The 24,627-nt window shown below is 72.4% G+C and carries 26 protein-coding genes; 7 read left to right on the top strand and 19 right to left on the bottom strand.

Annotated features, from left to right (window positions below):
* Nucleotides 1-20: 20 nt before the first annotated feature.
* The 15 genes from ACIQUC_RS01875 to ACIQUC_RS01805 form a co-directional block, all read right to left on the bottom strand.
* Nucleotides 21-1,619, bottom strand: coding sequence for a flagellar hook-length control protein FliK (locus ACIQUC_RS01875; protein ID WP_402262601.1), 1,599 nt, complete (start codon nt 1,617-1,619; stop codon nt 21-23).
* Nucleotides 1,616-2,323: a C40 family peptidase gene (locus ACIQUC_RS01870; protein ID WP_402262598.1), complete on the bottom strand. Its 708-nt coding sequence runs from the start codon at nt 2,321-2,323 to the stop codon at nt 1,616-1,618. The genes ACIQUC_RS01875 and ACIQUC_RS01870 overlap by 4 nt, the downstream gene beginning before the upstream one ends.
* Nucleotides 2,320-2,751 carry a flagellar FliJ family protein gene (locus tag ACIQUC_RS01865; protein ID WP_402262594.1) on the bottom strand — a complete coding sequence of 144 codons (432 nt, stop codon included), beginning with the start codon at nt 2,749-2,751 and terminating at the stop codon, nt 2,320-2,322. The genes ACIQUC_RS01870 and ACIQUC_RS01865 overlap by 4 nt, the downstream gene beginning before the upstream one ends.
* Nucleotides 2,751-4,103, bottom strand: a complete 1,353-nt coding sequence (locus ACIQUC_RS01860; protein ID WP_402262591.1) for a FliI/YscN family ATPase — start codon at nt 4,101-4,103, stop codon at nt 2,751-2,753. Before ACIQUC_RS01860 ends, ACIQUC_RS01865 begins: the two co-directional genes overlap by 1 nt.
* Complete coding sequence (locus ACIQUC_RS01855) at nt 4,100-4,735, bottom strand: hypothetical protein (protein ID WP_402262588.1); 636 nt, start codon at nt 4,733-4,735, stop codon at nt 4,100-4,102. Before ACIQUC_RS01855 ends, ACIQUC_RS01860 begins: the two co-directional genes overlap by 4 nt.
* Complete coding sequence (gene fliG, locus ACIQUC_RS01850) at nt 4,728-5,777, bottom strand: flagellar motor switch protein FliG (protein WP_402262585.1); 1,050 nt, start codon at nt 5,775-5,777, stop codon at nt 4,728-4,730. The genes ACIQUC_RS01855 and fliG overlap by 8 nt, the downstream gene beginning before the upstream one ends.
* Complete coding sequence (gene fliF, locus ACIQUC_RS01845) at nt 5,774-7,435, bottom strand: flagellar basal-body MS-ring/collar protein FliF (protein ID WP_402262582.1); 1,662 nt, start codon at nt 7,433-7,435, stop codon at nt 5,774-5,776. Before fliF ends, fliG begins: the two co-directional genes overlap by 4 nt.
* Nucleotides 7,435-7,788: a flagellar hook-basal body complex protein FliE gene (fliE, locus tag ACIQUC_RS01840; protein WP_402262579.1), complete on the bottom strand. Its 354-nt coding sequence runs from the start codon at nt 7,786-7,788 to the stop codon at nt 7,435-7,437. The genes fliF and fliE overlap by 1 nt, the downstream gene beginning before the upstream one ends.
* On the bottom strand, nt 7,788-8,183 hold the full coding sequence (locus ACIQUC_RS01835; protein ID WP_022907321.1) for a flagellar basal body rod protein FlgC: 396 nt from the start codon (nt 8,181-8,183) through the stop codon (nt 7,788-7,790). Before ACIQUC_RS01835 ends, fliE begins: the two co-directional genes overlap by 1 nt.
* Nucleotides 8,180-8,524, bottom strand: coding sequence for a flagellar basal body rod protein FlgB (locus ACIQUC_RS01830; protein WP_402262576.1), 345 nt, complete (start codon nt 8,522-8,524; stop codon nt 8,180-8,182). The genes ACIQUC_RS01835 and ACIQUC_RS01830 overlap by 4 nt, the downstream gene beginning before the upstream one ends.
* A gap of 679 nt (nt 8,525-9,203) precedes the next feature.
* Entirely contained in the window at nt 9,204-9,488 is a 285-nt protein-coding gene (locus tag ACIQUC_RS01825) for a hypothetical protein (protein WP_402262574.1), read from the bottom strand.
* Nucleotides 9,478-9,954 carry a flagellar export chaperone FliS gene (gene fliS, locus ACIQUC_RS01820; RefSeq protein ID WP_402262571.1) on the bottom strand — a complete coding sequence of 159 codons (477 nt, stop codon included), beginning with the start codon at nt 9,952-9,954 and terminating at the stop codon, nt 9,478-9,480. The genes ACIQUC_RS01825 and fliS overlap by 11 nt, the downstream gene beginning before the upstream one ends.
* A 10-nt stretch (nt 9,955-9,964) precedes the next feature.
* Entirely contained in the window at nt 9,965-11,362 is a 1,398-nt protein-coding gene (fliD, locus tag ACIQUC_RS01815; RefSeq protein ID WP_402262568.1) for a flagellar filament capping protein FliD, read from the bottom strand.
* Nucleotides 11,363-11,452: 90 nt separating this feature from the next.
* Entirely contained in the window at nt 11,453-12,292 is an 840-nt protein-coding gene (locus ACIQUC_RS01810; RefSeq protein ID WP_402262565.1) for a flagellin, read from the bottom strand.
* A 129-nt stretch (nt 12,293-12,421) separates the two neighbouring features.
* Nucleotides 12,422-13,249, bottom strand: a complete 828-nt coding sequence (locus ACIQUC_RS01805; protein ID WP_402262562.1) for a sigma-70 family RNA polymerase sigma factor — start codon at nt 13,247-13,249, stop codon at nt 12,422-12,424.
* Nucleotides 13,250-13,669: 420 nt separating this feature from the next.
* Between ACIQUC_RS01805 and ACIQUC_RS01800 the strand changes: the two genes are divergently transcribed.
* The 5 genes from ACIQUC_RS01800 (at nt 13,670) to ACIQUC_RS01780 (ending at nt 18,067) form a co-directional block, all read left to right on the top strand.
* Nucleotides 13,670-14,155, top strand: a complete 486-nt coding sequence (locus ACIQUC_RS01800; RefSeq protein WP_022907314.1) for a flagellar protein FlgN — start codon at nt 13,670-13,672, stop codon at nt 14,153-14,155.
* A 4-nt stretch (nt 14,156-14,159) separates the two neighbouring features.
* Nucleotides 14,160-15,581 carry a flagellar hook-associated protein FlgK gene (flgK, locus tag ACIQUC_RS01795; RefSeq protein WP_402262559.1) on the top strand — a complete coding sequence of 474 codons (1,422 nt, stop codon included), beginning with the start codon at nt 14,160-14,162 and terminating at the stop codon, nt 15,579-15,581.
* A 2-nt stretch (nt 15,582-15,583) separates the two neighbouring features.
* The gene (flgL, locus tag ACIQUC_RS01790; RefSeq protein ID WP_402262556.1) at nt 15,584-16,465 is read left to right on the top strand and encodes a flagellar hook-associated protein FlgL; all 882 of its coding nucleotides are present in this window, start codon (nt 15,584-15,586) and stop codon (nt 16,463-16,465) included.
* Nucleotides 16,462-16,842 (top strand): flagellar assembly protein FliW, encoded by a 381-nt coding sequence (gene fliW, locus ACIQUC_RS01785; protein ID WP_402262553.1) that lies wholly within the window; start codon nt 16,462-16,464, stop codon nt 16,840-16,842. Before flgL ends, fliW begins: the two co-directional genes overlap by 4 nt.
* Before the next feature lie 667 nt (nt 16,843-17,509).
* Nucleotides 17,510-18,067 (top strand): hypothetical protein, encoded by a 558-nt coding sequence (locus ACIQUC_RS01780; protein ID WP_402262550.1) that lies wholly within the window; start codon nt 17,510-17,512, stop codon nt 18,065-18,067.
* A gap of 28 nt (nt 18,068-18,095) precedes the next feature.
* Here the strand turns inward: ACIQUC_RS01780 and ACIQUC_RS01775 are convergent, their stop codons facing one another.
* Nucleotides 18,096-18,707 (bottom strand): hypothetical protein, encoded by a 612-nt coding sequence (locus ACIQUC_RS01775; RefSeq protein WP_402262548.1) that lies wholly within the window; start codon nt 18,705-18,707, stop codon nt 18,096-18,098.
* 39 nt (nt 18,708-18,746) lie between these two features.
* On the opposite strand from ACIQUC_RS01775, the gene ACIQUC_RS01770 reads away from it, so the two are divergent.
* Nucleotides 18,747-19,685 carry a hypothetical protein gene (locus ACIQUC_RS01770; protein WP_402262545.1) on the top strand — a complete coding sequence of 313 codons (939 nt, stop codon included), beginning with the start codon at nt 18,747-18,749 and terminating at the stop codon, nt 19,683-19,685.
* 178 nt (nt 19,686-19,863) lie between these two features.
* On the opposite strand, the gene ACIQUC_RS01765 is transcribed toward ACIQUC_RS01770, so the two are convergent.
* The gene (locus tag ACIQUC_RS01765) at nt 19,864-20,832 is read right to left on the bottom strand and encodes a beta-ketoacyl-ACP synthase 3 (RefSeq protein ID WP_031263032.1); all 969 of its coding nucleotides are present in this window, start codon (nt 20,830-20,832) and stop codon (nt 19,864-19,866) included.
* A 120-nt stretch (nt 20,833-20,952) separates the two neighbouring features.
* Between ACIQUC_RS01765 and ACIQUC_RS01760 the strand changes: the two genes are divergently transcribed.
* A complete protein-coding gene (locus tag ACIQUC_RS01760) occupies nt 20,953-21,924 on the top strand; it encodes an aldo/keto reductase (protein WP_402262542.1) in 972 nt (323 codons plus the stop codon).
* 126 nt (nt 21,925-22,050) lie between these two features.
* On the opposite strand, the gene ACIQUC_RS01755 is transcribed toward ACIQUC_RS01760, so the two are convergent.
* Both ACIQUC_RS01755 and ACIQUC_RS01750 read right to left on the bottom strand, forming a co-directional pair.
* On the bottom strand, nt 22,051-22,707 hold the full coding sequence (locus ACIQUC_RS01755) for a tyrosine-protein phosphatase (protein ID WP_402262539.1): 657 nt from the start codon (nt 22,705-22,707) through the stop codon (nt 22,051-22,053).
* Between the two features lie 402 nt (nt 22,708-23,109).
* Complete coding sequence (locus ACIQUC_RS01750; protein WP_022908048.1) at nt 23,110-24,384, bottom strand: ammonium transporter; 1,275 nt, start codon at nt 24,382-24,384, stop codon at nt 23,110-23,112.
* Nucleotides 24,385-24,627: the final 243 nt, after the last annotated feature.

Below are 24,627 nucleotides of genomic sequence, written 5' to 3'. Positions count from 1 at the left end.
CCGGTGCTGGAGGTCGTCGCTCAGGCGAGGACGTCGAGTCCGACGCTGCGGACGGTGGGCGTGTGGGCGGTGCCGGGTGCGCGCGGGGTGGGCCGCGCCTCCTGGCCGGGGTCGAGGCGGGGGCTCGCCGGGGTGGGCCGGTCGTCCTGCCCGGACCGTGCGTCCGGGTGGTTCTGCGAGGACAGGTCGAGCGTCGTCGACAGGGCGGACCCGGCGGCGTCGCGGCGGAGGTCCGGCAGCACCTGTCGCACGGCGTCCCGACCGGCGTCCGACGCCGCGAACAGCTCGACGTGCATGCCGTGCGCGGTCACGTGCGCTCGGACGGTGACGGGGCCGAGCGCGTCGGGGGTCACCTGGACGGTCACGACGTGCTCCCCCGGGCCGGCCTGCGCGAGCGCGAACACCGGACGGCTCAGCTGCTGCTGGAGCGGCACCGGCGCGTTCGCGGTCGCGGAACCGGCCGTCGCGGCCGCCGGTGCGACCGACGCGGTGGTCGAGGTGGCCGGGACCGCGAAGGCGCCCTCACCGCCACGGGGTGCGGTGACGGACTGGAGGCGCGGATCACCCTGGTCGCGCGTCCCTCCGTCCGACCCGTGGCCGGTCCGGGCATCGACGCCCGCGGTGCCGACGGTCGGGACGGCCGTCGCCGTGGCGAAGACGGGCTGGGTCGGTGCGGCGGTGTCGGTGGCACCCGGGGTCGCCTGGACCACCGGGGCGACCGGGGTGGTCGGGGTCGGGGTCGTCGAGGTCGGGGACACCGACGCCGAGGTCGTTGCGCTCGGGGTGGTCGGGGTCGCGGGGCCGCCGGTCGTCGACGGGGCCGGTGCCGCGGCGGGCAGGGCGCTCGCCGGACCCGCGACCGGCGGGGGCGTCGCGGATGCGGCGGTCGCGGTTACGGCGGTGGCGGGTGCGGCGGTCGTCACGGGTGCGGCGGTCGTCACGGGTGCGGCGGTCGTCGCGGGTGCGGGGGCCGTCGCCACGGGGGTCGCGTCGGTCTGGTTCAGGGCCGCGGCTGCCCTGCCGGTGGTGGCGGGCGCGGCCGTCGGGGTCGGGACCGCTGCCGGCGAGGCGTCGATCGTCGCAGGCGTGGCGGTCGCACGGAGGCGCGCGCCCGACTGGATCGCGGTCCCTGCGAGCGGCGACGCGTCGCCGGCCGGAGCGACCGCGGCGGCCGGTGCCGGCGGCGTCGGGGAGGTCACGTCCGGGACGACGGCGGAGGCCCCGAGCGTCTCGGCACCGGCAGACGGGGCCGCGGCGGCGGACGCCACGAGTGCGGCCACCGTCGCAGCGGGGTCGGCGGTCGGCGTCACGTCCGCACCACCGGTCGTCCCGCCCGCGGCCGGACCGGTCGCGGCGTCGTCGGTCGGGGTGTCGTCCGTCGGTCGTCGTCCGGCCGGCGAGGTCGTGGGACGCGTGTCCCGGTCCGTCCCGTGCGGTGCCGGACGGCGTGCGTCGGACGGAGCCGTGCGGCGGTCCCCGTCCGCGGCGGTGCCGGCTGCCGCGGACCCGGCTGCGGCCAGCGCGGCGCCGAACGAGTCGGCGGACGCCGGGGCCGGTGCCGACGACCCGGCGCGAGCGGGTGCCGGGGCGGCCGGCTGCGTGCTGATCGTCAGGCTCATGCTGCGCTCCCGGACTGCATCAGGGAGAGCAGCGCCGCCGTCTGCAGGTCCGTCCCACCTGACGCCGCGGACGTCGCGGTCGTGGCGGACGCCTGCGCGGGCACGATGCGTCGGATCGTGGCGATGTCCGAGTCCTTGTACCAGTTGTCGACGATCCGGACGTCCTTGCCCGGTCGCGGCGCGTGCAGCACCTTGCCGTCGCCGACGTAGATGACGACGTGGCCCTCGCCCTTCGGGACGATCAGGTCCCCGGGCTGGGCGTCCTTGAGCGACCCCACCTCGACGCCCATCTTCGCCTGGTCCGGCACGACACGGGGCATGGTCACCCCGAGGTCCTTGAACACCGTCTGCACGAGCCCCGAGCAGTCCATGCCGCTCGTCGTGGTGCCGCCGAAGACGTACGGCACGCCGAGGTACTTCTTCGCGTCCGCCACCACGTCGGCACCGGTCGCGCCGCTGCCCGTCGCGATGGTCCCCGTGCCGGCGTCGACCGACGTCGCGGGAGCGGTCGACGCCGACGCCGCGGTCGCCGCCGTGCCGGTCGTCCCGGTCCCGGTCGCGGTCGCCATCGCGTCGGCGAAGGCGCTGGAGGTGTCGGCACCCGCGGTCTGCGAGGTCGCCGCCGCGGCGGTCGTCCCGGTGCGCAGGGCATCGATCTGGGTCCGGATCACGGAGATCCGCGAGAGCACGGCGTCCACGCTCATCGGGCACCACCTTCCGTGCGGCTGCGTGCCGCGATCTCGTCGAGGGCGTTCTGTTCGGTGCGGAGCTCGTCGGCGACCTGCTGCTGGTCGTGCTGGACCTCGAGCTTCTCGAGCCCGAGGGCCGAGCGGCGTGCGGCGGTGTAGTCGTCCTGCGCCCGGTCGGCGTCGGCGCGGCGGTTCCGGACCACGGCGTCGAGCTCCTCGAGCATCCCCCGGGTGGCGGCACGGGCCGCGGCGACGGCGCTGAGGGTCGCGGCGTCCTGCACGTGCTGCGTCCCCTCGGTGTCGGCGAGGTTCCGGCGCGCGGCGATCCGTGCGTCGGCGGCGTCTCGTACCCGCTCGTTCGCGGTGGCGAGCGCCGCGGCGGCACGGTCCTGTTCGGCGTGCCGGAGGCGCAGGAGCCCGGCGAGCGGGAAGCGGCGGGCCATCAGGCACGACCTTCGACGCCGAGGGTGGCGACCAGCTGGTCGAGCAAGCGCCACGACGAGGACGCGGTGGCGCGCTCGTCCATGCCCTGCCGCAGGAAGCCGTCGATCGCGTCCTGGTGGTCGACGGCGGCGTCGACGAGCGGGTTCGTGCCGCGCTGGTACGCACCGACGTCGAGGAGGTCCTGCGCCGCCTTCCGGGCGGCCATCACCGTGCGGAGGGCCGTCGCGGCGCCGCGCTGTCCGGGCGTGGTCACCTTCGATGCCACGCGGGACACCGAGCCGAGCGCGTCGACCGACGGGAAGTGGCCGGTGATCGCGAGCTTCCGGTCGAGCACGACGTGCCCGTCCAGGATGCTCCGGGCGGCGTCGGCGATCGGTTCGTTGTGGTCGTCGCCGTCGACGAGCACCGTGTAGAGGCCCGTGACGCTGCCGACCCGGTCGGTCCCGGCCCGTTCGAGCAGCCCGGCGAGCACCGAGAACGTCGACGGCGGGTACCCCCGGGTGGCCGGCGGCTCCCCCACGGACAGCCCGATCTCGCGCTGCGCCATCGCCACGCGGGTGAGCGAGTCCATCATCAGCACGACGTCCTGGCCGGCGTCGCGGAACGACTCGGCGATGCGGGTGGCGACGAACGCGGCCCGCAGCCGCATGAGCGCCGGCTCGTCCGAGGTGGACACGACGACGATCGAGCGGGCCAGGCCCTCGGGGCCGAGGTCGTCCTCGAGGAACTCCCGGACCTCGCGTCCACGCTCACCGACGAGCGCGATGACGTTGACGGCGGCGTCGCTCCCCCGGGCGATCATCGACAGCAGCGAGGACTTGCCGACGCCGGAGCCCGCGAACAGGCCCATGCGCTGCCCGCGCCCGACCGTGGTGAGGGTGTCGAGCACGCGGACGCCGAGCTGCATCGGGGTGTCGATGCGCGTCCGCGCCATCGCGTTCGGCGTCTCGTGGTCGAGCGGCACCCACGCGACCGGCTCGCCGCCGACCCCGACGAGCGGACCGCGGTCGTCGATCGGCCGTCCGAGCCCGTCGAGCACGCGCCCGAACAGTCCCGTGCCGGTCGGCACGAGCACCGGTCGACCGGTGGGCCGGGCGGGCGTGCCGGCGGTGACACCGGTGAGGCGTCCGAGCGGCATGCAGCGGACGCCGGAGGAGTCGGTCGCCACGACCTCGACGAGGGTCTGCTGTGCACCCTCGGCGCCGACCGAGACGACCTCACCGACGTGCGCGTCGAGTCCGGCGATCGTGAGGCCGAGGCCGACGGCGCTCGTGACGACCCCGACGCGCTGCGGAGCGGCCTGCCGGAGTGCCTCGTCGAGCCCGCGGGGGCGCAGGAGCGTCGCGGTCACGGTGCCACCCCCAGCGCCGTGCGGGCGCGGTCGAGCGCCGTGGCGATCCGCGCGTCGAGCAACCCGTCCGGCAGGTCGACGACGGCGTCGCCGTCGACGAGCGACGGGTCGGCGACGACCGGGACCGGCAGGTCCAGGTCGGCGACGCGCGCGGCGTCCGCGACGCTCAGCCGGACGGCCACGGCGACCGTGCGGTCGACCGACGCGAGCGCCCGCTCGACGGTCGCCTGTGCACCGGGGACGACCCGCGCCTCCCGTCCGTCACCCGCGGCGTCCGCGGTTCGGGAGGCGCGGATCACGTACCCGACGACGGCTTCCGCCAGGTCGACGGCGGCGACCGCGACCGACTGCTCGGCCTGGTCGAGGACCGGCGCGACGTGCGACAGCATCGCGTTCGTCGCGGCGTCGAGGACCGCGATGCGGCGCGCGGTGTCGGCCTGCATCGAGGCGGCGCGGGCCGCGTGCTCGGACTCGAGCCGGGCGCGCAGCGCGTCGGTCTCGGCCTGCGCCTGCCGGAGTCCGGCGGCGTACCCGGCAGCGTGGCCGCGCACGTCGGCGCTCGACGCGCGCGCGCTCGCGGCGGAGTCCCCGATCACCGGGAACGCGACGCGCTGGACGATCGACTCAGTCAACGAGCTCGTCCTCCTCGGCGCGGTGGACCGTGATGACGCCCTGCGCCTCGAGTTCGCGGACGGACCGCACGACCTCGGCGCGGGCCTCCTCGACCTGCGAGACCCGGACGGGGCCCATGGCCTGCAGCTCGTCGTCGAGCAGCTCGCGGTTGCGCTCGGAGACGTTCGCGCGGATCGTCTCGACGACCGGCGCGGCGGCACCCTTCATCGCGGTCGCGAGGAGCTTCGAGTCGATGCCGCGGAGCACCTGTTGGATGTCGCGGGACTCGAGCTTGACGATGTCCTCGAAGGTGAGCATCCGGGAGCGGATGTCCTCGGCGAGCTCCGGGTCGCGCGCCTCGAGCCCGTCGAGGACGGCCTTCTCGGTGGCGACGTCCGAGCGGTTGATGATGTCGACGAGCGGGGCGATGCCGCCGACGACCTCGACGCTCTCACGCGGGGACACCACGGCGCCGGCGCGCTGCCGGAGGACGCCGGCGACGATCCCGACGGCCTCCGGGGTCGCACTCCCCATGGTCGCGAACGCCTGGGCGACGTCGGTTCGGGCGCGCTCGTCCACCCCGGCGAGCACGGCGCTGGCCTGCGCGGGCTTCAGGTGGGCGAGGACGAGGGCGATGGTCTGCGGGAGCTCCCCCTCGAGGAGCGTGACGACCTGCCCGGGCTCGGCGTCGTCGAGGAAGTCGAAGGACTGCCCCGCGAGGTTCGAGGCGAGCCGGTCCATGACGCCGGCGGCGCGCTCGGCACCGAACGACGCCTCGAGGAGCCCGAGGGCGGTCTCCTTGCCGCCGCGCTTCTGCGTGCGGCCGCTCAGCGTCATCCGGTGGAACTCGGTGAGGGTGCGGTCGACGACGGTGTCCTCGACGCGGCGCATCCGCACGATCTCGGCGGAGATCTCCTCGGCCTCGATCTCGGTGAACTGCTTCATCACCTCGGCCGCGCGCTCGGTCTCCATCTGCATGAGGATGAGCGCGACCTTCTGCGCGCCGGTCAGGGCACGGTCGCCCGCGCCGGTCCCGCCGACGCTCGGCACGAGCGCGCTCACACCGGTGCCCGGTCGTCGAGGAGTCCGCGGAGGAGCTCGGCCGTGCGCTTCGGGTCCCGCTCGGCGAGGGCGGAGATGTCCTGCCGACGCCGTTCGGCGCTGATCTCCTCGGTGGTGAGGACCTCGGTGGGCGAGTCGTCGTGCGGGATGGTCGGCAGCGCGACGGTCGGGGCGTCCCCGGCCTGCAGGGGGCTGCGGTCCGCGCCGTCCACGGCGAGCGGGAGCTGGAAGGTCTCACCCGAGAACGCGTCGAGCTCGCCGAGGTCGACGGCCTCGCGCTCCTGCTTCCGGCTGCGGCGGGCGAGGAAGACGATGATCGCGACGAGGGCGAGGAGCGCCCCCACGACGATGCCGGCGGTGCGGATCGACGACCACAGGGCCTCCTGCTGGTCGGCCTGCTGCTGGGCCTCGAGCGCCTTCGTCGCCTTGTCGGCGGCGCTGGTGTCGAAGTCCATCATCGCCACGCGGACCTGGTCGCCGCGGGTCTGGTCGACGCCGGCGGCCGCGGCCACGAGGTCGTTGATGCTCTGCAGGTTCGCGTTCTGCACGGCGTTCGCCTTCGAGTTCAGGGCGACCGAGATCGTCTGCCGCGAGAGGCCGCCGGCCGGCAGCTGCGTCGTCTCGGTGGTGTGGTCGACGGCGTTGTTCTTCGTCGCCGACTCGTTCGTGTACCCGTCCGTGCCGGAGCTCGCCGTGCCGTTCGGCACCGCGATGTTGTCCGGACCGAGCACGCCCGTCGCCCCCGAGGATGCGCCGGACCCCGAGCCGTACTGCTCGGTCGAGGACGACTCGTTCAGGGCCACCGGGCCGGTCGTCGGCGTCGTGTACGACTCCGAGGTCCGCGTGCCGGAGTTCTGGTTCATGGTCGCGGACACCACGACGCTGGCGTTCCCGGCGCCGAGGGTCGTGTCGAGCAGATCCTGGATCTTCTTGCTCGTCGCGGCGTCGTAGTCGGCCGCCTGGTCGGCCCCGCTGCCGGTCGCGCCGGTCCCGACGGCGGAGAGCGTCTGGCCCTTCGCGTCGACGACCGAGACGTCGGTCGGCTGCATGCCCTCGACGGCGGCGCTCGTGAGGTGCACGATCGCCTGGACCTGGTCGGTGGACAGCTCGGCCCCGTTCTTCGTGGCGATGAACACCGACGCGGTCGGGTCCTTCTCCTCGGACACGAACACGGTCTTCTCGGGGATCGCGAGCTGCACCGTCGCGGTCTGGACGCCGTCCATCGCGCCGATGGTCTTCGCGAGCTCGCCCTCCATCGCACGCTTGTAGGTGACGTCCTGCTGGAACTCGGAGCTCGTCACGCCCATCTTGTCGAGCAGCGAGTAGCCGCCCTCGTTCGACGCCGGCAGCCCGTTCGACGCGGCCTTGAGCCGCTCGGAGTACACCGAGCCCTGCGGGACGAGGATCGTCGCGCCGCCGTCGGTGAGCTGGAACGGCACACCGTCGGTGGTGAGCTGGTCGGTGACGCTCGCCGCGTCGGCCGCCGCCAGGCCGGTGAACAGCGGCGCGTAGGACGCCTTGCCGAGCCAGCTCGCGAGCGCGATGCCGCCGAGCACGAGCGCGGCGATGACGAGGATCGCGATGGTCCGCTGGGCGGCGCTGAAGCCCTTGACGTAGGCGGCGAGACGTCCGAAGAGGTCCTTGATGGCGACGGGCATCAGGCCTGCATCCTCATGATCTCGTTGAAGGCGTCGACGCCCTTGTTCCGGACGGCGGAGACGAGCTCGAGCGTGACCTGCGCGCGGGTGGCGCCGATCGTCGCGTCGTGGATGTCGTCGAGGTTGCCGGTGACGGCCTTCAGGGCGAGGGTCTTCGAGTCGCTCTGCAGCTGCTGCAGGCCGTCGACGGCGTTGCCGAGGCTGGCGGCGAACCCGCTGCCGTCGGACGTCGCGCCGGCGGCCGCGACTCCGCTCGTCGCGCTCGTGCCGACGTCGCTGGACGTGCCGCTCAGGCTCGTCAGCGCGTTCGTCATCGCGTTGGTGGTCACACCGTTCACGGCGTCGATGGGCATCAGTTCTTCCCGATCTGCAGGGCCGCCTCGTAGGCGGTCTTCGCGCGGTCGACCACGGCGGCGTTCGCCTGGTACCCCCGCTGGGCCATGATGAGGTCCGCCATCTGCGTGCCGAGGTCGATGTCCGGCATGCGGACGTAGCCCTCCGCGTTCGCGAGCGGGTTGTCCGGGTCGTAGGTCACCCGGCCGGCGGCACTGCCGAACGCGGCGCCCTTGACGTAGGCGCCGGAGACGCCGTTGCCCTCCTGGACCTCGACGTAGCGGGCCTGGAAGGCGGTGTCGTCCATCGACTTCACGGTGTTGACGTTCGCGATGTTGTCGGACACGGCGTCGAGCCACTTGCGGTGCACGGTCATGCCGGTGCTCGCGATGCCGATCGCGTCGAACGTGGTCACGAGGTGGTCCGCATCGCCGCACGGATGCTGGTGAGCTCGGAGTTCATCGCCTGCGACGCGAACTGGTACCGCAGCACGGTGTCGATGTTCGAGAGCGTCTCCTCGTCGAGGTTGACGTTGTTCCCGTTCGTGTTGGTCGGCTCGAGGCTCCGCGCGACGGTCGGCGTGGTGGCGCCGTTCCCGTCGACGATCGACTTCGCGAGGGCGTCCTCGAACTGGACCTTCTCGGCGTGGTAGTTCGGCGTGTTGATGTTCGCGATGTTGTTCGCGATCACCTTCTGCCGCATCGACAGGCCGTCGAGCGCACTCTGCAGTGCGACGCTCGTCACGGAATCGAACACGGTGGACCGTCCCCTCGGTGTGCGCGCCACCCCCTGGTGACGTCGCGCGATGGCGGTGGCCGATCCGTGGCCGAACTGGTGAGCGATCCGTGCTCACCGGGCGCTGTCGGCCGGGCCGTGGGGCGCGTTAGGGGTCGCCCCGAACGGGGGGCGGGTGGGCGGGCGGGCGGGCGGGCGAGCCGACTCGTTACGACAACGCCGATGTCGTACGACGTCGACAGTGTCGCCGGTTGCGCACGCGCACTGTTGCCCGCGCCTCCGAGCGACAACCCCGACGTCGTACGACGCCGGTCATGTCGCCGGTTGCACGCGCGCACTGTTGCCCGCGCCTCCGAGCGACAACGCCGATGTCGTACGACGTCGGTCATGTCGACCGTTGCGCCCGCGCCATCTTGCACACGCCGGAACTTGCACGCGCGCCCGAACGACACAGCCGTCGTCGTACGACACCGACAACGTCACCCGTTGCACACGCCCGAACTTGCATGCGCGCCCGAACGACACCGTCGACGTCGTACGACACCGACAACGTCACCCGTTGCACACGCCCGAACTTGCACACGCCCGAACTTGCATGCGCGCACGAACGACACAGCCGTCGTCGTACGACGTCGATGTTGTCGTTCTGGGTCGGACGGCCCCGACCCCGCGCCCCACCCCGCGCCCGCCCCCCGCGGCCTCAGGCCGAGGCGTCGAGGTACACCGAGCCCCGCGGCTCCCGCGTCGCGTCCACCGCACGGAGCGCACCGAGGTGGTCGAGCGTCGCCCGGCGGTCCCCCTCGAGCGTCGCGATCCGGTCGCGCTGCGCGGCGAGCAGCCGGGAGGCGCGCCCCACCAGCTTCCGCGGCACCGGTCCCAGCGCGGTCGGCTCGGACCACGGCACGTCGCCGTCCGCCGTCAGGTCGGCTTCGAGTGCGTCGAGCACGGCCTCCCAGGCGGCACGGCGTTCCGCATCAGGCGACACCGAGCGCTCCACCGGTCGGCTGCTGCACCGCGGTCGCTGCCGGGATCGCCGCGGCGGCCTCGTGCCACGACTGCCGCAGCGGCTCGAGGATCCGGATGCAGTCGCGGGTGGCCTGGACGTCCCGGTGCACGTTCGCGGTGATGAGCGACGTCGACGCGTAGTTGTAGATCGCGAGCAGTCCCTCGCCGCCGTCCCACACGTCGATCTTCAGCGTCGAGGACAGCTCGCCGACGATGGCCTGCGCGTGCAGGAGCTGCTCGCGGGCGGCCTCCCAGTCGGCGGTCGTCTGTGCGGCCTCGGCGCGGTGCAGGTCGAGCAGCAGCCGGTCGTAGAGCATCGTGACGAGCTGCGCCGGCGTCGCCGACAGGACGGCCTCGTTCGTGTACTGCGCACGGCGCTGGTCCGTGACGGTGCGGGGCTGGGCCGCCTGCCGGAAGGCGGCGGACTGGAGGTCGAAGGCGTTCATGGGGTTCCTGTCAGCTCGTCGTCGACGCCAACTGGCTCGCCAGCCAGCTCGACTGGGACTGGAGCTTGCTGAGGCTGGTCTCGAGGCTCGCGTACATCGTCTGCAGCGCTGCGCGACGCGAGGTGAGCCGGTCGGTCCAGCTGTCGATCTGGGTGTTGAGGTCCTTCGCGACGGCCTGTTGCCCGGTGATCGCGGTGGTGATGGACCCGTCGTACTTGTCGGACGCCGAGGTGGCCGCCGCGCCGACGTTCGCCGCGACGCCGGTCAGCATCGCCTGCGTGCCCTCCGGATCGGTCGCGAGGGCCTTCTGGAAGGCGTCGGCGTCGAAGGTGAAGTCGCCGTCCTTCGTGATCGAGATCCCGATCGACGACGGTGACTTCCCACCGACCGGCGCGGACATGGTGCTGGCGAGCCGCTGGACGACATCGCGGGTGGTGCCGTCGCCGGAGAGCACCCCCGCGGTGGTCGAGGTGGTGCCGGTCGTGGCACTGGTCGTGCTCGTGACCGCGGTGTTCGAGCGGTAGTAGGCGGCGACGGCGTTCATCGCGTCGACGAGCCCGGACGCGACGGCCTGGGCCTTGGTCGTGTCCTGCGCGACCGTCAGCGTCACCGGGTCGGTCGTGGGCTGGGTCACGGTGACACTGACCCCGGGGACGAGGTCGGTGAACGTGTTCGTCGCGCTCGTCACCGTCTGCGCCGCCGCGGTGCCGGCCCACAGGGTCACACTGGCGTCCTTCGCCTGCGTGACCACGGCGGCACCCGTCTGGGTGAGGACGTTCGTCGCGGTGCCGGCGGTGACCTCGTCGGCGGTGCCGCGGTACACCTCGAAGGCGCCGGCTGCACCGGACTTCGACGAGGTGAGCTGCAGGCGGTAGAGCTTCGTGCCGTCCGTGTCGGTGCCGGCCGCGACCCGGGTCGCCGTGACGCCCGCACCGGACTTGTTGATCGCGGACACGGTGTCGTCGAGGGAGCCCGACGCCGGCGTGACCGTCGTCTTCGTGCCGTCGGACCCGACGAGCGTGATCGGCTCGGCGGCCGACGACCAGGTGGCCATCGCGGCGGTCACGCCCACCTGGGCGGACGCGGTCGACCCGACGGTGAAGCTGAGCGACCCCGCGGCGGCGTTCGCACCGGTGACGGCGGTGACCCCGGCGGAGGAGCTCGTCGCCGTGAACAGGTCGAGCGAGGTGGCCTTGGCCGCGTCCTTCGCCTTGGTCGCGAGGGTCTGCACCAACCCGTTGATCGTCTGCAGTGACGAGATGAACGAGTTCGTGGACGTGAGCTTGTTCTTGAGGAGCGTCTGCGGGACGCCCTCGACGCTCATCAGGGAGTTGATGAGGTCGGTGGTCTTCAGGCCGCTGACGAGGCCGTCGATCGCGAGGCTGCTGGCCGATGAGACGGACGACATCGATGGCTCCTGCCGCTACGGGGTGGAAGGGTGCGGACGACGCCGCCGCCCGGGGTACCTGAACGATCCCGGACGACGGCGTCAGCGCTGCTAGCGCAGGAGCGAGAGCACACCCTGCGTGCTCTGGTTCGCCTGCGCGAGCATCGACGTGCCGGCCTGGCTGAGGATGTTGTCGCGCGTGTACTTGACCATCTCCTCCGCCATGTCGACGTCGGTGATGCGCGAACCGGCAGCGGTGAGGTTCTCCTTGGCCACGTTCGTCACGTTGATGGCGTGGTCGAAGCGGTTCTGGATGGCACCGATGTTCGAACGTGCCGTCGACACGTTCTTGATCTGCGCGTCGATCGTCGTGATCGCGCTCTGCGCGCCGGTGGCGGTCGTGAAGTCGAGACCGGTGACGGCGGTCGCCACGGTCGAGACGTTCGCGCCCGACAGGTCGACGTCGATCTGGCTCGCTGCGTCGCCGTTGGCGCCGACCTGGAACTTCAGGACGCCTGCGGTGCCGGCGGAGCCGTCGAGCAGGTTGATGCCGTTGAAGTTGGTCGACTGGGAGATGCGGGTGAGCTCCTTGGACAGCTCGGTGACCTCGGTGGAGATCGCCGTGCGGGAGTCCGCGTTGTTCGAGTCGTTGCCGGCCTGCACGGCCAGGTCGCGCATGCGCTGGAGGATCGAGTGGGTCTCGGTGAGGCCACCTTCAGCGGTCTGCACGACGGAGATGCCGTCCTGCGCGTTGCGGGCGGCGACCGTGAGGCCACCGACCTGGGACTTCAGCCCCTCGGAGATCGACAGACCGGCCGCGTCGTCGGCAGCACGGTTGATGCGGAGGCCGCTCGAGAGCTTCTCGAGGGACTTCGACAGGTCGTTCTGCGTCGAGTTCAGGTTCCGGTACGTGTTGAGTGCCGAGAGGTTGGTGTTGATGGACATACCCATGGTGGTTTCCTCCGTGAAATCTGGGTCGTACGTCTGCCCGTCCGTGGGCTGACATGGATGACTCTCGGCCGGTCGGCCGGAGCCGTTAGGGAATCGGCGGAATTCGTCGGACGACGAGTTCGCCGACGGCTAGCTGACCGCGACGACGGGCGCGGCCGGAGTGGCCGTGGCGTCGTGCACCGCCCGCGCCACCCCCGCTGCGGCGTTCGTGGCGACCCGCGCCAGGTAGGCGCTCCGCCGGGCGGCGGTGGTCTTCGAGGCCGGCGGCGCGACGACGCCCTCGTCCCCGTAGTGCGCGGCGAGTCCGTCGCGGAGCAGGCGCATCGCCTCGGAGCGCTGCTGCGACACGGCGGAGTGGGTGATGCCGAGCTCGGCGGCGACCTCGGTGACCGACCGGTCGCCGAAGTACACGTTCTCGACGACGAAGCGCATCCGCTCGGGCAGCGCCTCGACGGCGGCGCGGAGGTAGCGGCGCTTCTCGGCCTCGAGCAGGTCCTCGCCCGGCAGCGGCAGGTCGGCGGCGAGGATGTCGTGCACGGTCTCGTCGATCGGCGACACGGTCCGGGCCGCGTCGCTCATCGCGTCCGCGGCGGCCTGGCGGTCGACGCCCATCGCGTCCGCGATCTCCTGCACACCGACGCTCCGGCCGAGCCGGGCCGACAGCGCCTCCTGCGTGGCGAGGGTCTCGCGGATCCGCTTCCGGGTGCCGCGCGACGCCCAGTCGGCGGAGCGCATGTCGTCCGCGATGGCACCGCTGATGCGGGTGCGGGCGTAGGCGCCGAACGGGACGCCGAGGTCGGGGTCGAAGGACTCGGCCGCGGCGACGAGGGCCAGCGACCCGACGGCGGCGAGGTCGTCGCGGTCGAGGTGCGTGGCACGCGCCCGGACGTCGGCGACGATGTAGCCCACGAGCGGGAGGTGCTCCACGATCATCGCGTTGCGGTCGTTCCGATCCATGCTGATCCCCTGGTCGCCTGACATGCGTGACCCGTCCGTGGGCGCGGCGCACGCCGGCCTCGGATGGCCGGTGTGTACGCCGAAGACCCACCCGGGTCCCTCCGGGTGGTGCACCTCCCGCGTCCCTGCGACGCGGTGCGGGGTGTCCCCCGCGGTGCGCTTCGAATGTATCGGCTGGCAAAGCCCTGAGTGGGTGCACAACCGTCCCCAGTGCGGGGGTGAGAGGGTGTTTTCCCGGTCGGCATTTGGGGGGACCCCGGCCTGGGAACGCCCGTTCTTGTCCCCCGATGGGGTGCTTGCCAGGAGGCGCGGCTCGTGTCCGGCACACGCAGTCACCAGGTCGGTGCTTACGCCCGGCACCCGCGACCCGATAGGTCCCGGTGTCCGCAGGATGACCGACACACCCACCGGGAGGAGCTGATGAGCGTGAACGAACTGTCCGCCGTGCTCTGGCGCGAACGCGAACTGCTCGAGCTGCTCACCTTCAAGCTCGAGGAGGAGCAGCTGCTCCTCGCCGCCGGGCGCTCCCGCTGGGTCTCGCACGCCAGCCGTGAGGTCGAGCAGGTCCTCGAGCGCCTCCGCAGCACCGGTCTCGAGCGCGCCGCGTCGAGCGCCGAGGTCGCCGAGGAGTGGGGCGTCCCCGCCGACGCACCCCTCCGCGAGGTCGTCGCCGCCGCGCCGAACGGCCCGTGGGGCGAGATCCTCGCCGCGCACCTCACCGCGATGGTCGAGCTCACCACCCAGATCGGGGCGCTCCGCGACGAGAACGACCGGTTCCTCCGCACCGCCGCCCAGGCCACCGAGGAGACCCTCGCCGGGTCCGTCACCGGAGCCGCCACCTACGACGCCTCCGGAGCATCGGGCTCCGGGTCGGACGGGGCACGACTCTTCGAGGGGACCCTGTAGCACCGTGGTCAGCACCTTCGGATCCCTCGCCACCGCGTACTCCGGCCTCGCCGCCGCCCGCGCCGGCATCGACGTCACCGGGCAGAACATCGCCAACGCCGGCACCGCCGGGTACACCCGGCAGCGCGTCTCGCAGTCGTCGATCCCCGCCGCCCAGACCGGCTTCATGCGCGGGACCGCCGCCCTCGCCGGTCAGGGCGTCTCGGTCGACGGCATCGCCCGCCTGGCGTCCCTGACGCTCGACGCCGGGGTGCGGGTCGCCTCCGGGTCGTCCGCCTACGCCGACGCCCGCGCCACGGCGCTCGGCGCGCTCGAGGACGGACTGCACGAGCCCGGCGACGACGGCCTCTCGGCGAAGCTCGACGCCTTCTGGTCGTCGTGGGGCGACCTCTCGAGCCACCCGGACGACCCGGGTGCCGCCAGTGCCGTGATCGGCGCGGCGACGACCGTGGCGAGCGCGCTCGCGAGCGGCTCGAAGGCGATCGACGCGCAGTGGACGACCGTCCGCGGCACGGTCGCCGGCCAGGTGCAGCAGCTCAACGACGCCGCGTCGCAGGTCGCCGACCTGAACGGCCGGATCCGGACCGCCCTCGCCTCCGGCGGCAACGCCAACGAGCTGCTCGACCAGCGCGACCAGCTCACCCAGCAGATCGCCTCGCTCGCCGGCGGGACGGTCCGTCAGAACACCGACGGCACGGTCGACGTCCTCATCGGCGGCAACGCGATCGTGCAGGGCACCGACGCCCGATCCGTCGCACTCGGCGGCGGCCAGCGGATGGCGGACGGCGCCGCGGTCACCCTCACCTGGACCTCCGGCTCGGCCGGAGCGGTCGCACTGTCCGGCGGCTCGATCGGCGGCAACCTGTCGCTCCTCGCCCCGGCGACGGCGAACGGCACCGGCGGCGCACTCGCCGAGGCCTCCGCCTCGTACGACCAGGTCGCGACGAAGCTCGCGACCGCCGTCAACGCCGTGCACGCCACCGGCACGGCGCCCACCGGCACGACCGGTGCACCGTTCTTCTCGCTCACCGCCGGTGTCCCGGCGGCGCAGGGCCTCGCCGTCGTGCCGACCGACGCCAGCGGTCTGGCGACGCGGAACGCGGCGGGGGAACTCGACGACTCGTTCGCCGACGCCCTCTCGCGACTCGGCGCGGCGACCGACGGCGCGGACCGCTCCTGGGCGACCTTCGTGGCGGGCGTGGGCAGCGCCTCCCGGTCGGCCGCGTCGGAATCGACGCTGACGGGTCTGGCGCTCACGAACGCGCGCACCCAGCAGCAGTCGAGTGCCGGCGTGGACCTCGACGAGGAGAACGTCAACCTGCTGAGCTACCAGCACGCGTACCAGGGCGCCGCGCGGGTCCTGACCGCCGTCGACGAGATGCTCGACACCATCATCAACCGCACAGGAATCGTCGGGAGGGGCTGACCGTGATCACCCGTGTGACCACCCAGATGTCGATGGCCTCGGCCAGCGCCCGACTGCAGGCCGGTGCCGCGAAGGTCGCCCAGCTCACCGAGCAGGCCACCACGCTGAAGAACATCCAGCGACCGTCGGACGACCCGGTCGGGACCGCGTCGTCCATGCAGGTCCGCAAGGAACAGGCCGCCGCGGCCCAGTACACGCGCAACGCGAACGACGCCGCCGGCTGGCTCGCCACGACCGACAGCGCCCTGTCCAGCGTCTACTCGGTGCTCAACAACGTGCGGGACCTCACCGTGCAGGCGGCGAACAGCGGCACGATGAGCGACACCGACCGCGACGCCCTGGTGACGCAGTTCCAGTCGCTGAAGTCCGACCTCGAGGCGCGTGCCAACACGACCTACGGGACCCGCTCGGTGTTCGCCGGCTCGTCCACGGCGTCGACCGTGTACGACCCGGCGACCGGGTGGGCCTCCTCCGGGGCCGACGTCACGCGACGCATCGGCGACGGCAGCACCGTGCGGGTCGACACGTCCGGCACCGCGGTGTTCGGCTCCGGCTCCTCCTCCGTCTTCGCGATGATCGACTCGATCGTCGGCGACCTGCAGAACGGTGTGAACGTGAACCACCGCATCAACGACGTCGACGCGGCGCTCGCCACCGTGCGCGGGGTGCAGGCGGACGTCGGCGTCCGGCACGCCGCGGCCCTCACCGCCCAGGACTCGCTGAAGAGCGCGACCGTGTCGCTCGAGAACCGGCGTGCCGGCATCGAGGACAAGGACCTCGCCAAGGCCGTCCTCGACCTGCAGGTGCAGCAGACCAACTACCAGGCAGCCCTCGCCGTCACCGCGAAGGTCCTGCAGCCGACCCTGATGGACTACCTCCGATGAGCATCGACCTGACCTTCGCCGTCCCGCCGTTCGGCCTCGCACCCGCCCCCGTCTTCACGCTGACGCCAGTGGACGGTGCCGAGGGGCTGTTCACGCTCGTCGGCGACGACGCCCGGCTGTTCGTGCTCGACGCCGCGGTGCACCTGCCGTCGTACGCGCCGGAGCTCACGGACGAGCAGGCGACCGGGCTCGGGCTGACCGCGCCCGAGGACGCGATGCTCCTCGTCGTCGCGAACCCCGGCGGTGGCGACGAGGACGGCGGCACCACGGTGAACCTGCTCGCGCCGATCGTGGTGAACGCCCGGACGTCGGTCGGGGCGCAGCTCATCTTCGATGACCAGGACCTGCCGCTCCGCGCCGAGCTCGCCCGGCGCTGACGCGCTGCGCGCCGGGCTGCCGTCGGGCTGCCGTCGGCCGACCGACGCGAATCGACACGGTCGACGTCGTACGACATCGACCTTGTCGCTCTCCCGCGCACGCAACAGTTGCAGACGCCCACGTGCGACAACATCGGTGTCGTCCGACCTCGACGATGTCGCTCCTTGCACACGCGTCCTCTCCTCCACAGGCCAGGAGGCGCGGCTCACCGTCCACAGATCGGCCGGCGGCACCGCATGGTCGCGTCCAGGACCGCATCGTTGGCGCATGCACGAACGAGTCCTCGCCATCCCCCTCATCCGCACCGCCGGGCATCCGAGCGCGGAACGTCGCGCGCTCCAACGGCAGGTCCACCGCGGCGAACTCACCGCTGTCCGCCCGGGCGTGCTCGTCCGACCCGGCGACGTCGCAGGTCTGCGTCCTGAAGAACGACACCTCCTGCTCGTCCGTGCGAGTGCAGGGACCATCCGCCCGCCGGTCGAGATCTCACACCGATCCGCTGCGGCCGTCCACGGGCTTCCGTTCGTCGGCGCGCCCCCCGACAAGATCGAGGTCACCGATCCACGACGATGTCGGAGCGAGACCACTGCGCTCACGCGCGTCCACGGCGCTCCACGACGAGCGCAGACCGACGCACGGTGGCGGGATCTCCCGCCGACGTCGTCCGTGGACTTCGAAGGATCGGGCACGACCTCGATGGTCCGGACGCTCGTCGACATCGCGGTCGCACGCCCGCTCGTCGAAAGTCTTCCCATGATCGATGCCGCGCTGCACGACCGGGTCGTGCTCCCGGAGATGCTGCGCGATGAAGCCGCCGGGCGCGGTGAGCGGGGCCAGGACAAGGCAGCGGTGGCGATCGGGATGGGATCCGCGCTGTCCGGGTCGCCCGCCGAGTCCGTCTGCCGGGTCCGCTTCCGACAGCTCGGCGTGCCCGACCCCGTGCAGCAGCACGCCTTCCGACGCCCGGGGGAACGCACCGCGGTCGTCGACTTCTGGTTCCCCGGGCACGGTGTGGTCGTCGAGGTGGACGGCCGGGGGAAGTACGAGGACCCGACGATGCTCGGTGGGCGGACCACGGCCGACGCCCACTGGCAGGAGAAGCAGCGCGAGGACTTCGTGCGGTCGTTCCCCGAGGTCCGCGCCGTCGTCCGGCTGACCTGGGCGGACCTGATGGATCCCGAGCGGGTGCGGACCAAGCTGCGGCGGGCGGGGATCCCGTGCTGATGAGCCGCGTACGTCCAGGCCGCACGTGTCAGCGCCGGAGCGCGTCCGGGTGGTGGGCCCGCTGGCGTTCGACCCCGGAGACCTCGGTCCGCCCGACGACCACGTCGCCCGCACCCAGACGGACACCATGGATCCTGCCGGCACCCTTGACCACGGCGCCGCGTCGGTCCGGGTCGGGGTGGTGCCGGTCGGCGCCGCCGCCGAGCACGACGTCACGGACCGAGACCGTGCCGATCACCTGCGCGCCCGCGCCGATCGTCGCCGGTCCCTCGACGAGACAGCCGCCGGACAACCGGGCTCCCGGCTCGATGACCGCGTCGGCGGCGTCGGTCGCCACGACGGTGACCGAGCCGGGGCCGAGCTCCGCGGGACCGATCTCGACGTCCGCGCCGTCGGCGACCACGGTCACCGGGCCCGGTCCGAGGCGGGCGCCGGACCGCACGACCACGGTCCCGGTGCCACGACCCTCGAGGACCGTGCCGGAGTACAGGACCACGCCCGGTTCGATGCGGACGGACCGACCGATGAGCACCGACGAGGGGTCGAGGACGAGCACGTCGGGCGCGAGGGCCGCGACGTCGTCGGGCGTCAGGAAGCCGGCAGCCAGGCGCGCGTCGTCCAGTGGTCGTGCGGGGGTCATCCGACGAGCCTCCCATGCGTCCGGCGTACCGTCGTCTCCATGGCCCGAGAGCAGAAGGACCAGGCGATCGTGCCCTTGCCGGCATCGCCTGTGGCCTCCACCCCCAACGACCCGAACGCGCGCACCCCCGAGCAGCAGTCCCCCACGGGCTGGGTGAAGATGCTCGACCGGGTGCTCAGCGTGCAGCGCCCCGTCGTGGTGGCGCACGTGCGTGCCCTGCGCCGTCGGCACCCCCGGTCGTCGCCTGCCGAGATCATCCAGATCCTCGAACGGGAGTACCTCGCGGCGGTGACCACGGGCGGCGCCGCCGTCGGCGCGAGTGCGGTGATCCCCGGCGTCGGTATGGCGGCGGCACTCGGGCTGAGCGGCGTCGAGACGGTCGGCTTCCTCGAGACCACGGCGCTCTTCGCGCAGTCCGTGACCGAGGTACACGGGATCGCCCTCGACGACCCCGAACGCGCACGCATGCTCGTGATGGCGATGATCCTCGGCGCACCCGGGACGCAGCTCATCAACCAGCTCGCCGGACAGATCGCCGGTGGACAGGTGCGGACGGCGTTCTGGGGCGAGATGGTGACGTCGTCGCTCCCGAAGCAGGTCGTGAACGGCATCGGTGGGCAGGTCCGCGACCAGTTCATCAAGCGGTTCGCTGCACGGCAGGGCACCACGATCGTCGGGCGGGCGCTCCCGTTCGGCATCGGTGCGGCGGTCGGCGGGCTCGGCAACCACGCGCTCGGACGCAAGGTGATCCAGGCCTCGCGGACCGGGTTCGGTGTGCCCCCCGCGCACTTCCCCATCGTCGTCGAGCCGAAGCCGACGAAGGAACCCAAGCAGGCGAAGGAACCGAAGCCGACGAAGGAACCCAAGCAGGCGAAGGAACCCAAGCAGGCGAAGGCCTCGAAGGAGCGGCGGGCGATCGGCCGCCGAAAGGGCCGCGAGGACCTCTGGGCCGACACCCCGGACCGCGCCAGCGACTGACCGCCGGACCGCACCGGCGATCGACCGCACCAGCGACCGACCGCAGACCCGCGCCCGCGCCTGACCGCAAGACCCGCTGACGGGAGGCGCGGTGCTGGCTGGCACCGCGCCTCCCGTTCGTCACCGGTCCCGCAGCGACCGGTCCGCCCGCGTCGCCCGCGTCGGCCGCATCCCCGCCTCAGCGCCCGCGCACCGGCGTCGTCACGACCTGCCCGGCGTGCGCGAACCCGCCGCCGAACCCGAACAGCAGCGCCGGCACCCCCTCGGGGAGGTCCCCCCGCGCCCACGCCTTCGACAGCCCGAGCGGCACGCTCGCCGCCGAGGTGTTGCCGGACTCGACGACGTCCCGGACGACGAACTTCGACTCCCCGCCGAGGGCGTGCACGAGCGGCTCGATGATCCGCAGGTTCGCCTGGTGGAACGCGAACACGCCGATGTCGTCCATCGTCAGGCCCGCGGCGGCCACCGCGGCCCGGGCGTGGTCGGCGGCCTCGGTGATCGCCCAGCGGTAGATCGAGCGACCCTCCTGGGTGAAGCGCTCGGGGTCGCCGGAGACCAGGACCGCCTCCTGCAGGTGCGGCACGCTCCCCCACGAGACCGGACCGATCTGCGCCTCGTCGGACACGCCGAGCACGGCCGCCCCGGCCCCGTCGCCGACGAGCACGCACGTCGAGCGGTCGGTCCAGTCGACGATGCCGGACAGCACCTCGGAGCCGACGACGACCGCGATGTCGGTCGACCCGACCCGGATCGCCTGGTCGGCCAGCGCCACGCCGTACTCGAAGCCGCTGCACGCGGTGTTGATGTCGATGGGCGCCACGGCCGGCGAGAGGCCGAGTGCCGCGGCGACGCGACCGGCCGTGTACGGCGCCCGGTCGCGGTGGGTGGTGGAGGCGACGATGACGAGTCCGACCCGTGCGGGGTCGACGCCGGCGTCCGCGAGGGCGTTCCGCGCCGCCTCGATCGCCATGGACGTCACGGTGTCCGAGGGGCCCGCGATGTGCCGGGTCTCGATCCCGGTCCGGGTGCGGATCCACTCGTCGTTCGTGTCGACCATCGTCGAGAGCTCGTCGTTGGTCAGGATGCGCGATGGCTGGTGGTGGCCGAACCCGAGGATCCGGCTGCCACGGAGTGCTGGGGTGTTCACGATCGGCACGCTACTCCCCCGACCGACGGCCGCATGCCCGCCGCGGCATGCACGGGACCGCCGGAAGGCCGGTACTCCCAGGGCCTGCCACACCCGCCGTCGATCGCGTAGACCGGGGACATGGACTACACACACCTCGGCCGTACAGGGTTGTCGGTCTCACGAGCGGTGCTCGGGACCATGAACTTCGGCCCGGAGACCAGCGAGGACGACTCGCACGCCATCATGGACCGGGCCCACGAGCTCGGCGTCAACTTCTTCGACACCGCGAACGGCTACGGCGGCTCGGTGGGCAAGGGCGCCACCGAGGAGATCATCGGCCGCTGGTTCGCCAAGGGCGGCGGCCGCCGCGAGAAGACCGTCCTCGCGACGAAGGTCTACGGCGACATGATCGACTGGCCGAACGGCGGGAAGCTCAGCGCGTACAACATCCGCCAGGCCCTCGACGCGAGCCTGCAGCGCCTCCAGACGGACCACATCGACCTGTACCAGTTCCACCACGTCGACCGCGCGACGCCGTGGGACGAGATCTGGCAGGCGATCGACGTCGCCGTGCAGCAGGGCAAGGTGCTCTACGTCGGCTCGTCCAACTTCGCCGGGTGGCACATCGCCCAGGCGCAGGAGGCCGCCCAGCGCCGGAACACCCTCGGACTCGTCAGCGAGCAGTCGATCTACAACCTCGTGGTGCGCGACATCGAGCGCGAGGTCCTGCCGTCGGCGCGCGAGTACGGCCTCGGCGTCATCCCGTGGTCGCCGCTGCAGGGCGGTCTGCTCGGCGGCGTGATCGAGAAGACCGAGAACGGCTCCCGCCGACTCTCCGGCCGCAGTGCCGAGTACGTCGAGGGCCACCGCGACCAGCTCACCGCCTACGAGTCCTTCGCCAAGGAGCTCGGGCACACCCCTGGCGAGCTCGCCCTCGCGTGGCTGCTGCACCAGCCCGGTGTCACCGCGCCGATCACCGGCCCCCGCACCATGGAGCAGTGGGAGTCCGCGGTCCGCGCCGTCGACATCCGCCTCGACCAGCGTGCCCTCGATCGGCTCGACGAGATCTTCCCGGGGCACAAGACCTCGCCGGAGGACTACGCCTGGTGACGCGCTGACGCCACCACGTCGCTGACGCGACCCCTGACGGGAGGCGCGGTGCGGGTCCGACCCGCACCGCGCCTCCCGTCATCCGCACGTCCAGAGCCGGACCCGAGTGGCGCGCGCAACCACCGGTCAGAGCGTGGCGATCTCCTCGTCCCGCAGCCCGATGCCGCGGAGGTACCCGTCCACCGAGCCCCAGCGCTCCTCGAGGCGCGCGATCACCGTCGTCATGATCTCGGGCACGCAGCGGTGGCCGATGGCCGTCGCCTCGGGGTCGGTGCTCGCGGCACGCTCCGCCGCGAACCGGTCGACCAGGCCGGCAGCGCTGGCCGCGTAGTCCTCGCCGACGACGTCCGTCCCCGCGCCCCAGTGCCGGGCGAGCAGCGCGCTCACGATCCCCGTGCGGTCCTTGCCGGCGGCACAGCACACGAGCACGTCGCCGTCCGTGGCGGCGATCGTCCGGAGCGCGGCGGCGATGCCCGACCGGTGCCGGTCGAGCCAGTCGGTGTACTGGTCCTCGAGCTGGACGGCCTCGGCGGCGGACTCGATCGCCGAGGCCGGGTCGAAGAGCGGCACCGACCGGTACACGGAGGTCGCGGCGAGCGGGTGCGGGACCGCCTCCCGCTCGTCGTCGCGGCGCAGGTCGATCACCGCGGCGAGGCCCGTCGGGTAGGCCTCGGGGGCGACCGGCTCGGTGTTCGACCGGTACACCGTGCGCCGGCGGCCGTCCTGGAGCCCGGGGCCCCCGACCGCGCGGAGGTTGGTCAGCACGTTCGACGTCGTCGTCATGCCCCCACTCTGCCGGACGCGGAGCCTGGGCGGGCGGTACTGCCCCGCCGTGCGTCGACGCGAAGCGACATCGTCGACGTCGTACGGCATCGGGGTTGTCGTTCGTTGCACATGCCAGCCGTTGCGGACGCGCTCTGACGACATCGTCGACGTCGTACGACATCGGGGTTGTCGTTCCTTGCACACGCCAGCCGTTGCGGACGCGGCCCGACGACATCGTCGACGTCGTACGACAACGACCATGTCGTTCCGAATCCGCCCCCGCCCATCCCCCGCGCCCCGCGCCCGTCGCGCCCCGCACGCCCCGCACACCCCGCACGCCCGCGCGCGCGAGCCCCCGCACACGACGACGGGCCCCGCGCTGCTGCCTGCGCGGGGCCCGTCGTGCGAGTGTGCCTGGTGCTACCGGACGGAGACCGGGGTCTCGTCGCGCTCCTCGTAGAGGACGTAGCCCTCTTCGCCGTGGACCGCGGTGTCGATGCCGGCGACCTCGTCCTCGGTCTTCACGCGGAAGCCCATGGTCTTCTCGATGATCCAGCCGATCACGAAGGCGAGGACGAAGGAGTAGACCCCGACGGCACCGGCGGCAGCGGCCTGCTTGCCGAGCTGCGCGAACGAGCCCGAGTAGATCAGACCGGTGTCGTTGGCGAAGAAGCCGAGGTACAGCGTGCCGAAGATGCCGCCGACCAGGTGGACGCCGACCACGTCGAGCGAGTCGTCGAAGCCGAGACGGTACTTCCAGTCGATCGCGAAGCAGCAGACGATGCCCGCGAGGAAGCCGAGCAGGATGCCCCAGCCCGGGGTGAGCGCGGCGCACGCCGGCGTGATGGCGACGAGACCGGTGACGGCACCCGATGCGGCACCGACCGAGGTGGCCTTGCCGTCCTTGAGCTTCTCGACGAGCAGCCAGCCGAGGATCGCTGCGGCCGGTGCGGCGAGGGTGTTGACCCAGGCGATCGCGGCGATGCCGTCGGCGGCACCCTCGGACCCGGCGTTGAAGCCGAACCAGCCGAACCACAGGATCGCGGCACCGAGGAGGACGAAGGGCGGGTTGTGCGGCTTGTGCGCACCCTTGGCGAAGCCGACGCGCTTGCCGAGGACGAGCGCCAGGGCGAGGCCCGCGGCACCGGCGTTGATGTGCACCGCGGTGCCACCGGCGAAGTCGATGACGCCCCAGACCGGCGCCCAGCCCGAGGTGAGGTTGAAGACCCACGAGGCGACCGGGAAGTAGACGACCGTGACCCAGACACCGGCGAAGACCATCCACGCGCCGAACTTGGCACGGTCGGCGATCGCACCGGAGATGAGGGCGACCGTGATGATCGCGAAGGTCGCCTGGAAGCCGACGAACGCCATCGTCGGGTAGGCGACGTCGTCGGCGCTGGACCGCGCCTGCTCGAACGCCTGGCCGAGGCCGATCAGGTTCCAGTCGATGCTGAAGAACCCGACGACGCCGGAGACGGCCGTGTGGTCACCGGTGTTCGCGAAGGCGATCGCGTAGCCGTACAGGACCCAGAGCACCGCCACGAGGGCGATCGCCCCGAAGGACATCATCATCATGCTGATGACGGACTTGGCCTTCACCAGACCGCCGTAGAAGAACGCCAGGCCCGGTGTCATGAACAGCACGAGTGCCGCCATGATCAGCAGGAAGCCGGTTTGGCCCTGATCAAGCATTGTTCACCTCTCGATTGCACCAGCGGCTCTTGGTCCGCGTCGGGTGTCACCGAGTCTGGCGAGGCGACGTTTCACGCTGGAGCACGAAGTGTTTCGTGGGAGTAACGCGATCGCCCCCCGTGTAAACGTCGTGTTTCGTCCCCCGATCAGTCCCCTGGACGGGGGCCACGAGTTCCCCCGGTCCGTCCGGACGGTGTCCGACAGCCGTCGCGCATCCGGGTCGGGAGGCGCGGTTCGGCGGGA

Source organism: Curtobacterium sp. NPDC098951, assembly GCF_044759965.1.
GTDB lineage: Bacteria > Actinomycetota > Actinomycetes > Actinomycetales > Microbacteriaceae > Curtobacterium.
The sequence above is the reverse complement of the archived record's forward strand: the minus strand, read 5'-3'. Positions and strand labels throughout refer to the sequence as shown.

Excerpts from the sequence above, each read along its gene's own strand:
- ACIQUC_RS01810 (WP_402262565.1), bottom strand. The coding sequence starts at position 12,292 with ATGGGTATGTCCATCAACACCAACCTCTCGGCACTCAACACGTACCGG.
- fliD (WP_402262568.1), bottom strand. The coding sequence starts at position 11,362 with ATGTCGTCCGTCTCATCGGCCAGCAGCCTCGCGATCGACGGCCTCGTC.
- ACIQUC_RS01800 (WP_022907314.1), top strand. The coding sequence starts at position 13,670 with ATGAGCGTGAACGAACTGTCCGCCGTGCTCTGGCGCGAACGCGAACTG.
- ACIQUC_RS01760 (WP_402262542.1), top strand. The coding sequence starts at position 20,953 with ATGGACTACACACACCTCGGCCGTACAGGGTTGTCGGTCTCACGAGCG.
- ACIQUC_RS01875 (WP_402262601.1), bottom strand. The coding sequence starts at position 1,619 with ATGAGCCTGACGATCAGCACGCAGCCGGCCGCCCCGGCACCCGCTCGC.
- fliS (WP_402262571.1), bottom strand. The coding sequence starts at position 9,954 with ATGAACGCCTTCGACCTCCAGTCCGCCGCCTTCCGGCAGGCGGCCCAG.
- ACIQUC_RS01805 (WP_402262562.1), bottom strand. The coding sequence starts at position 13,249 with ATGGATCGGAACGACCGCAACGCGATGATCGTGGAGCACCTCCCGCTC.
- ACIQUC_RS01865 (WP_402262594.1), bottom strand. The coding sequence starts at position 2,751 with ATGGCCCGCCGCTTCCCGCTCGCCGGGCTCCTGCGCCTCCGGCACGCC.
- ACIQUC_RS01750 (WP_022908048.1), bottom strand. The coding sequence starts at position 24,384 with ATGCTTGATCAGGGCCAAACCGGCTTCCTGCTGATCATGGCGGCACTC.
- ACIQUC_RS01770 (WP_402262545.1), top strand. The coding sequence starts at position 18,747 with ATGGCCCGAGAGCAGAAGGACCAGGCGATCGTGCCCTTGCCGGCATCG.
- ACIQUC_RS01755 (WP_402262539.1), bottom strand. The coding sequence starts at position 22,707 with ATGACGACGACGTCGAACGTGCTGACCAACCTCCGCGCGGTCGGGGGC.
- ACIQUC_RS01870 (WP_402262598.1), bottom strand. The coding sequence starts at position 2,323 with ATGAGCGTGGACGCCGTGCTCTCGCGGATCTCCGTGATCCGGACCCAG.
- fliF (WP_402262582.1), bottom strand. The coding sequence starts at position 7,435 with ATGCCCGTCGCCATCAAGGACCTCTTCGGACGTCTCGCCGCCTACGTC.
- ACIQUC_RS01775 (WP_402262548.1), bottom strand. The coding sequence starts at position 18,707 with ATGACCCCCGCACGACCACTGGACGACGCGCGCCTGGCTGCCGGCTTC.
- fliW (WP_402262553.1), top strand. The coding sequence starts at position 16,462 with ATGAGCATCGACCTGACCTTCGCCGTCCCGCCGTTCGGCCTCGCACCC.
- fliE (WP_402262579.1), bottom strand. The coding sequence starts at position 7,788 with ATGCCCATCGACGCCGTGAACGGTGTGACCACCAACGCGATGACGAAC.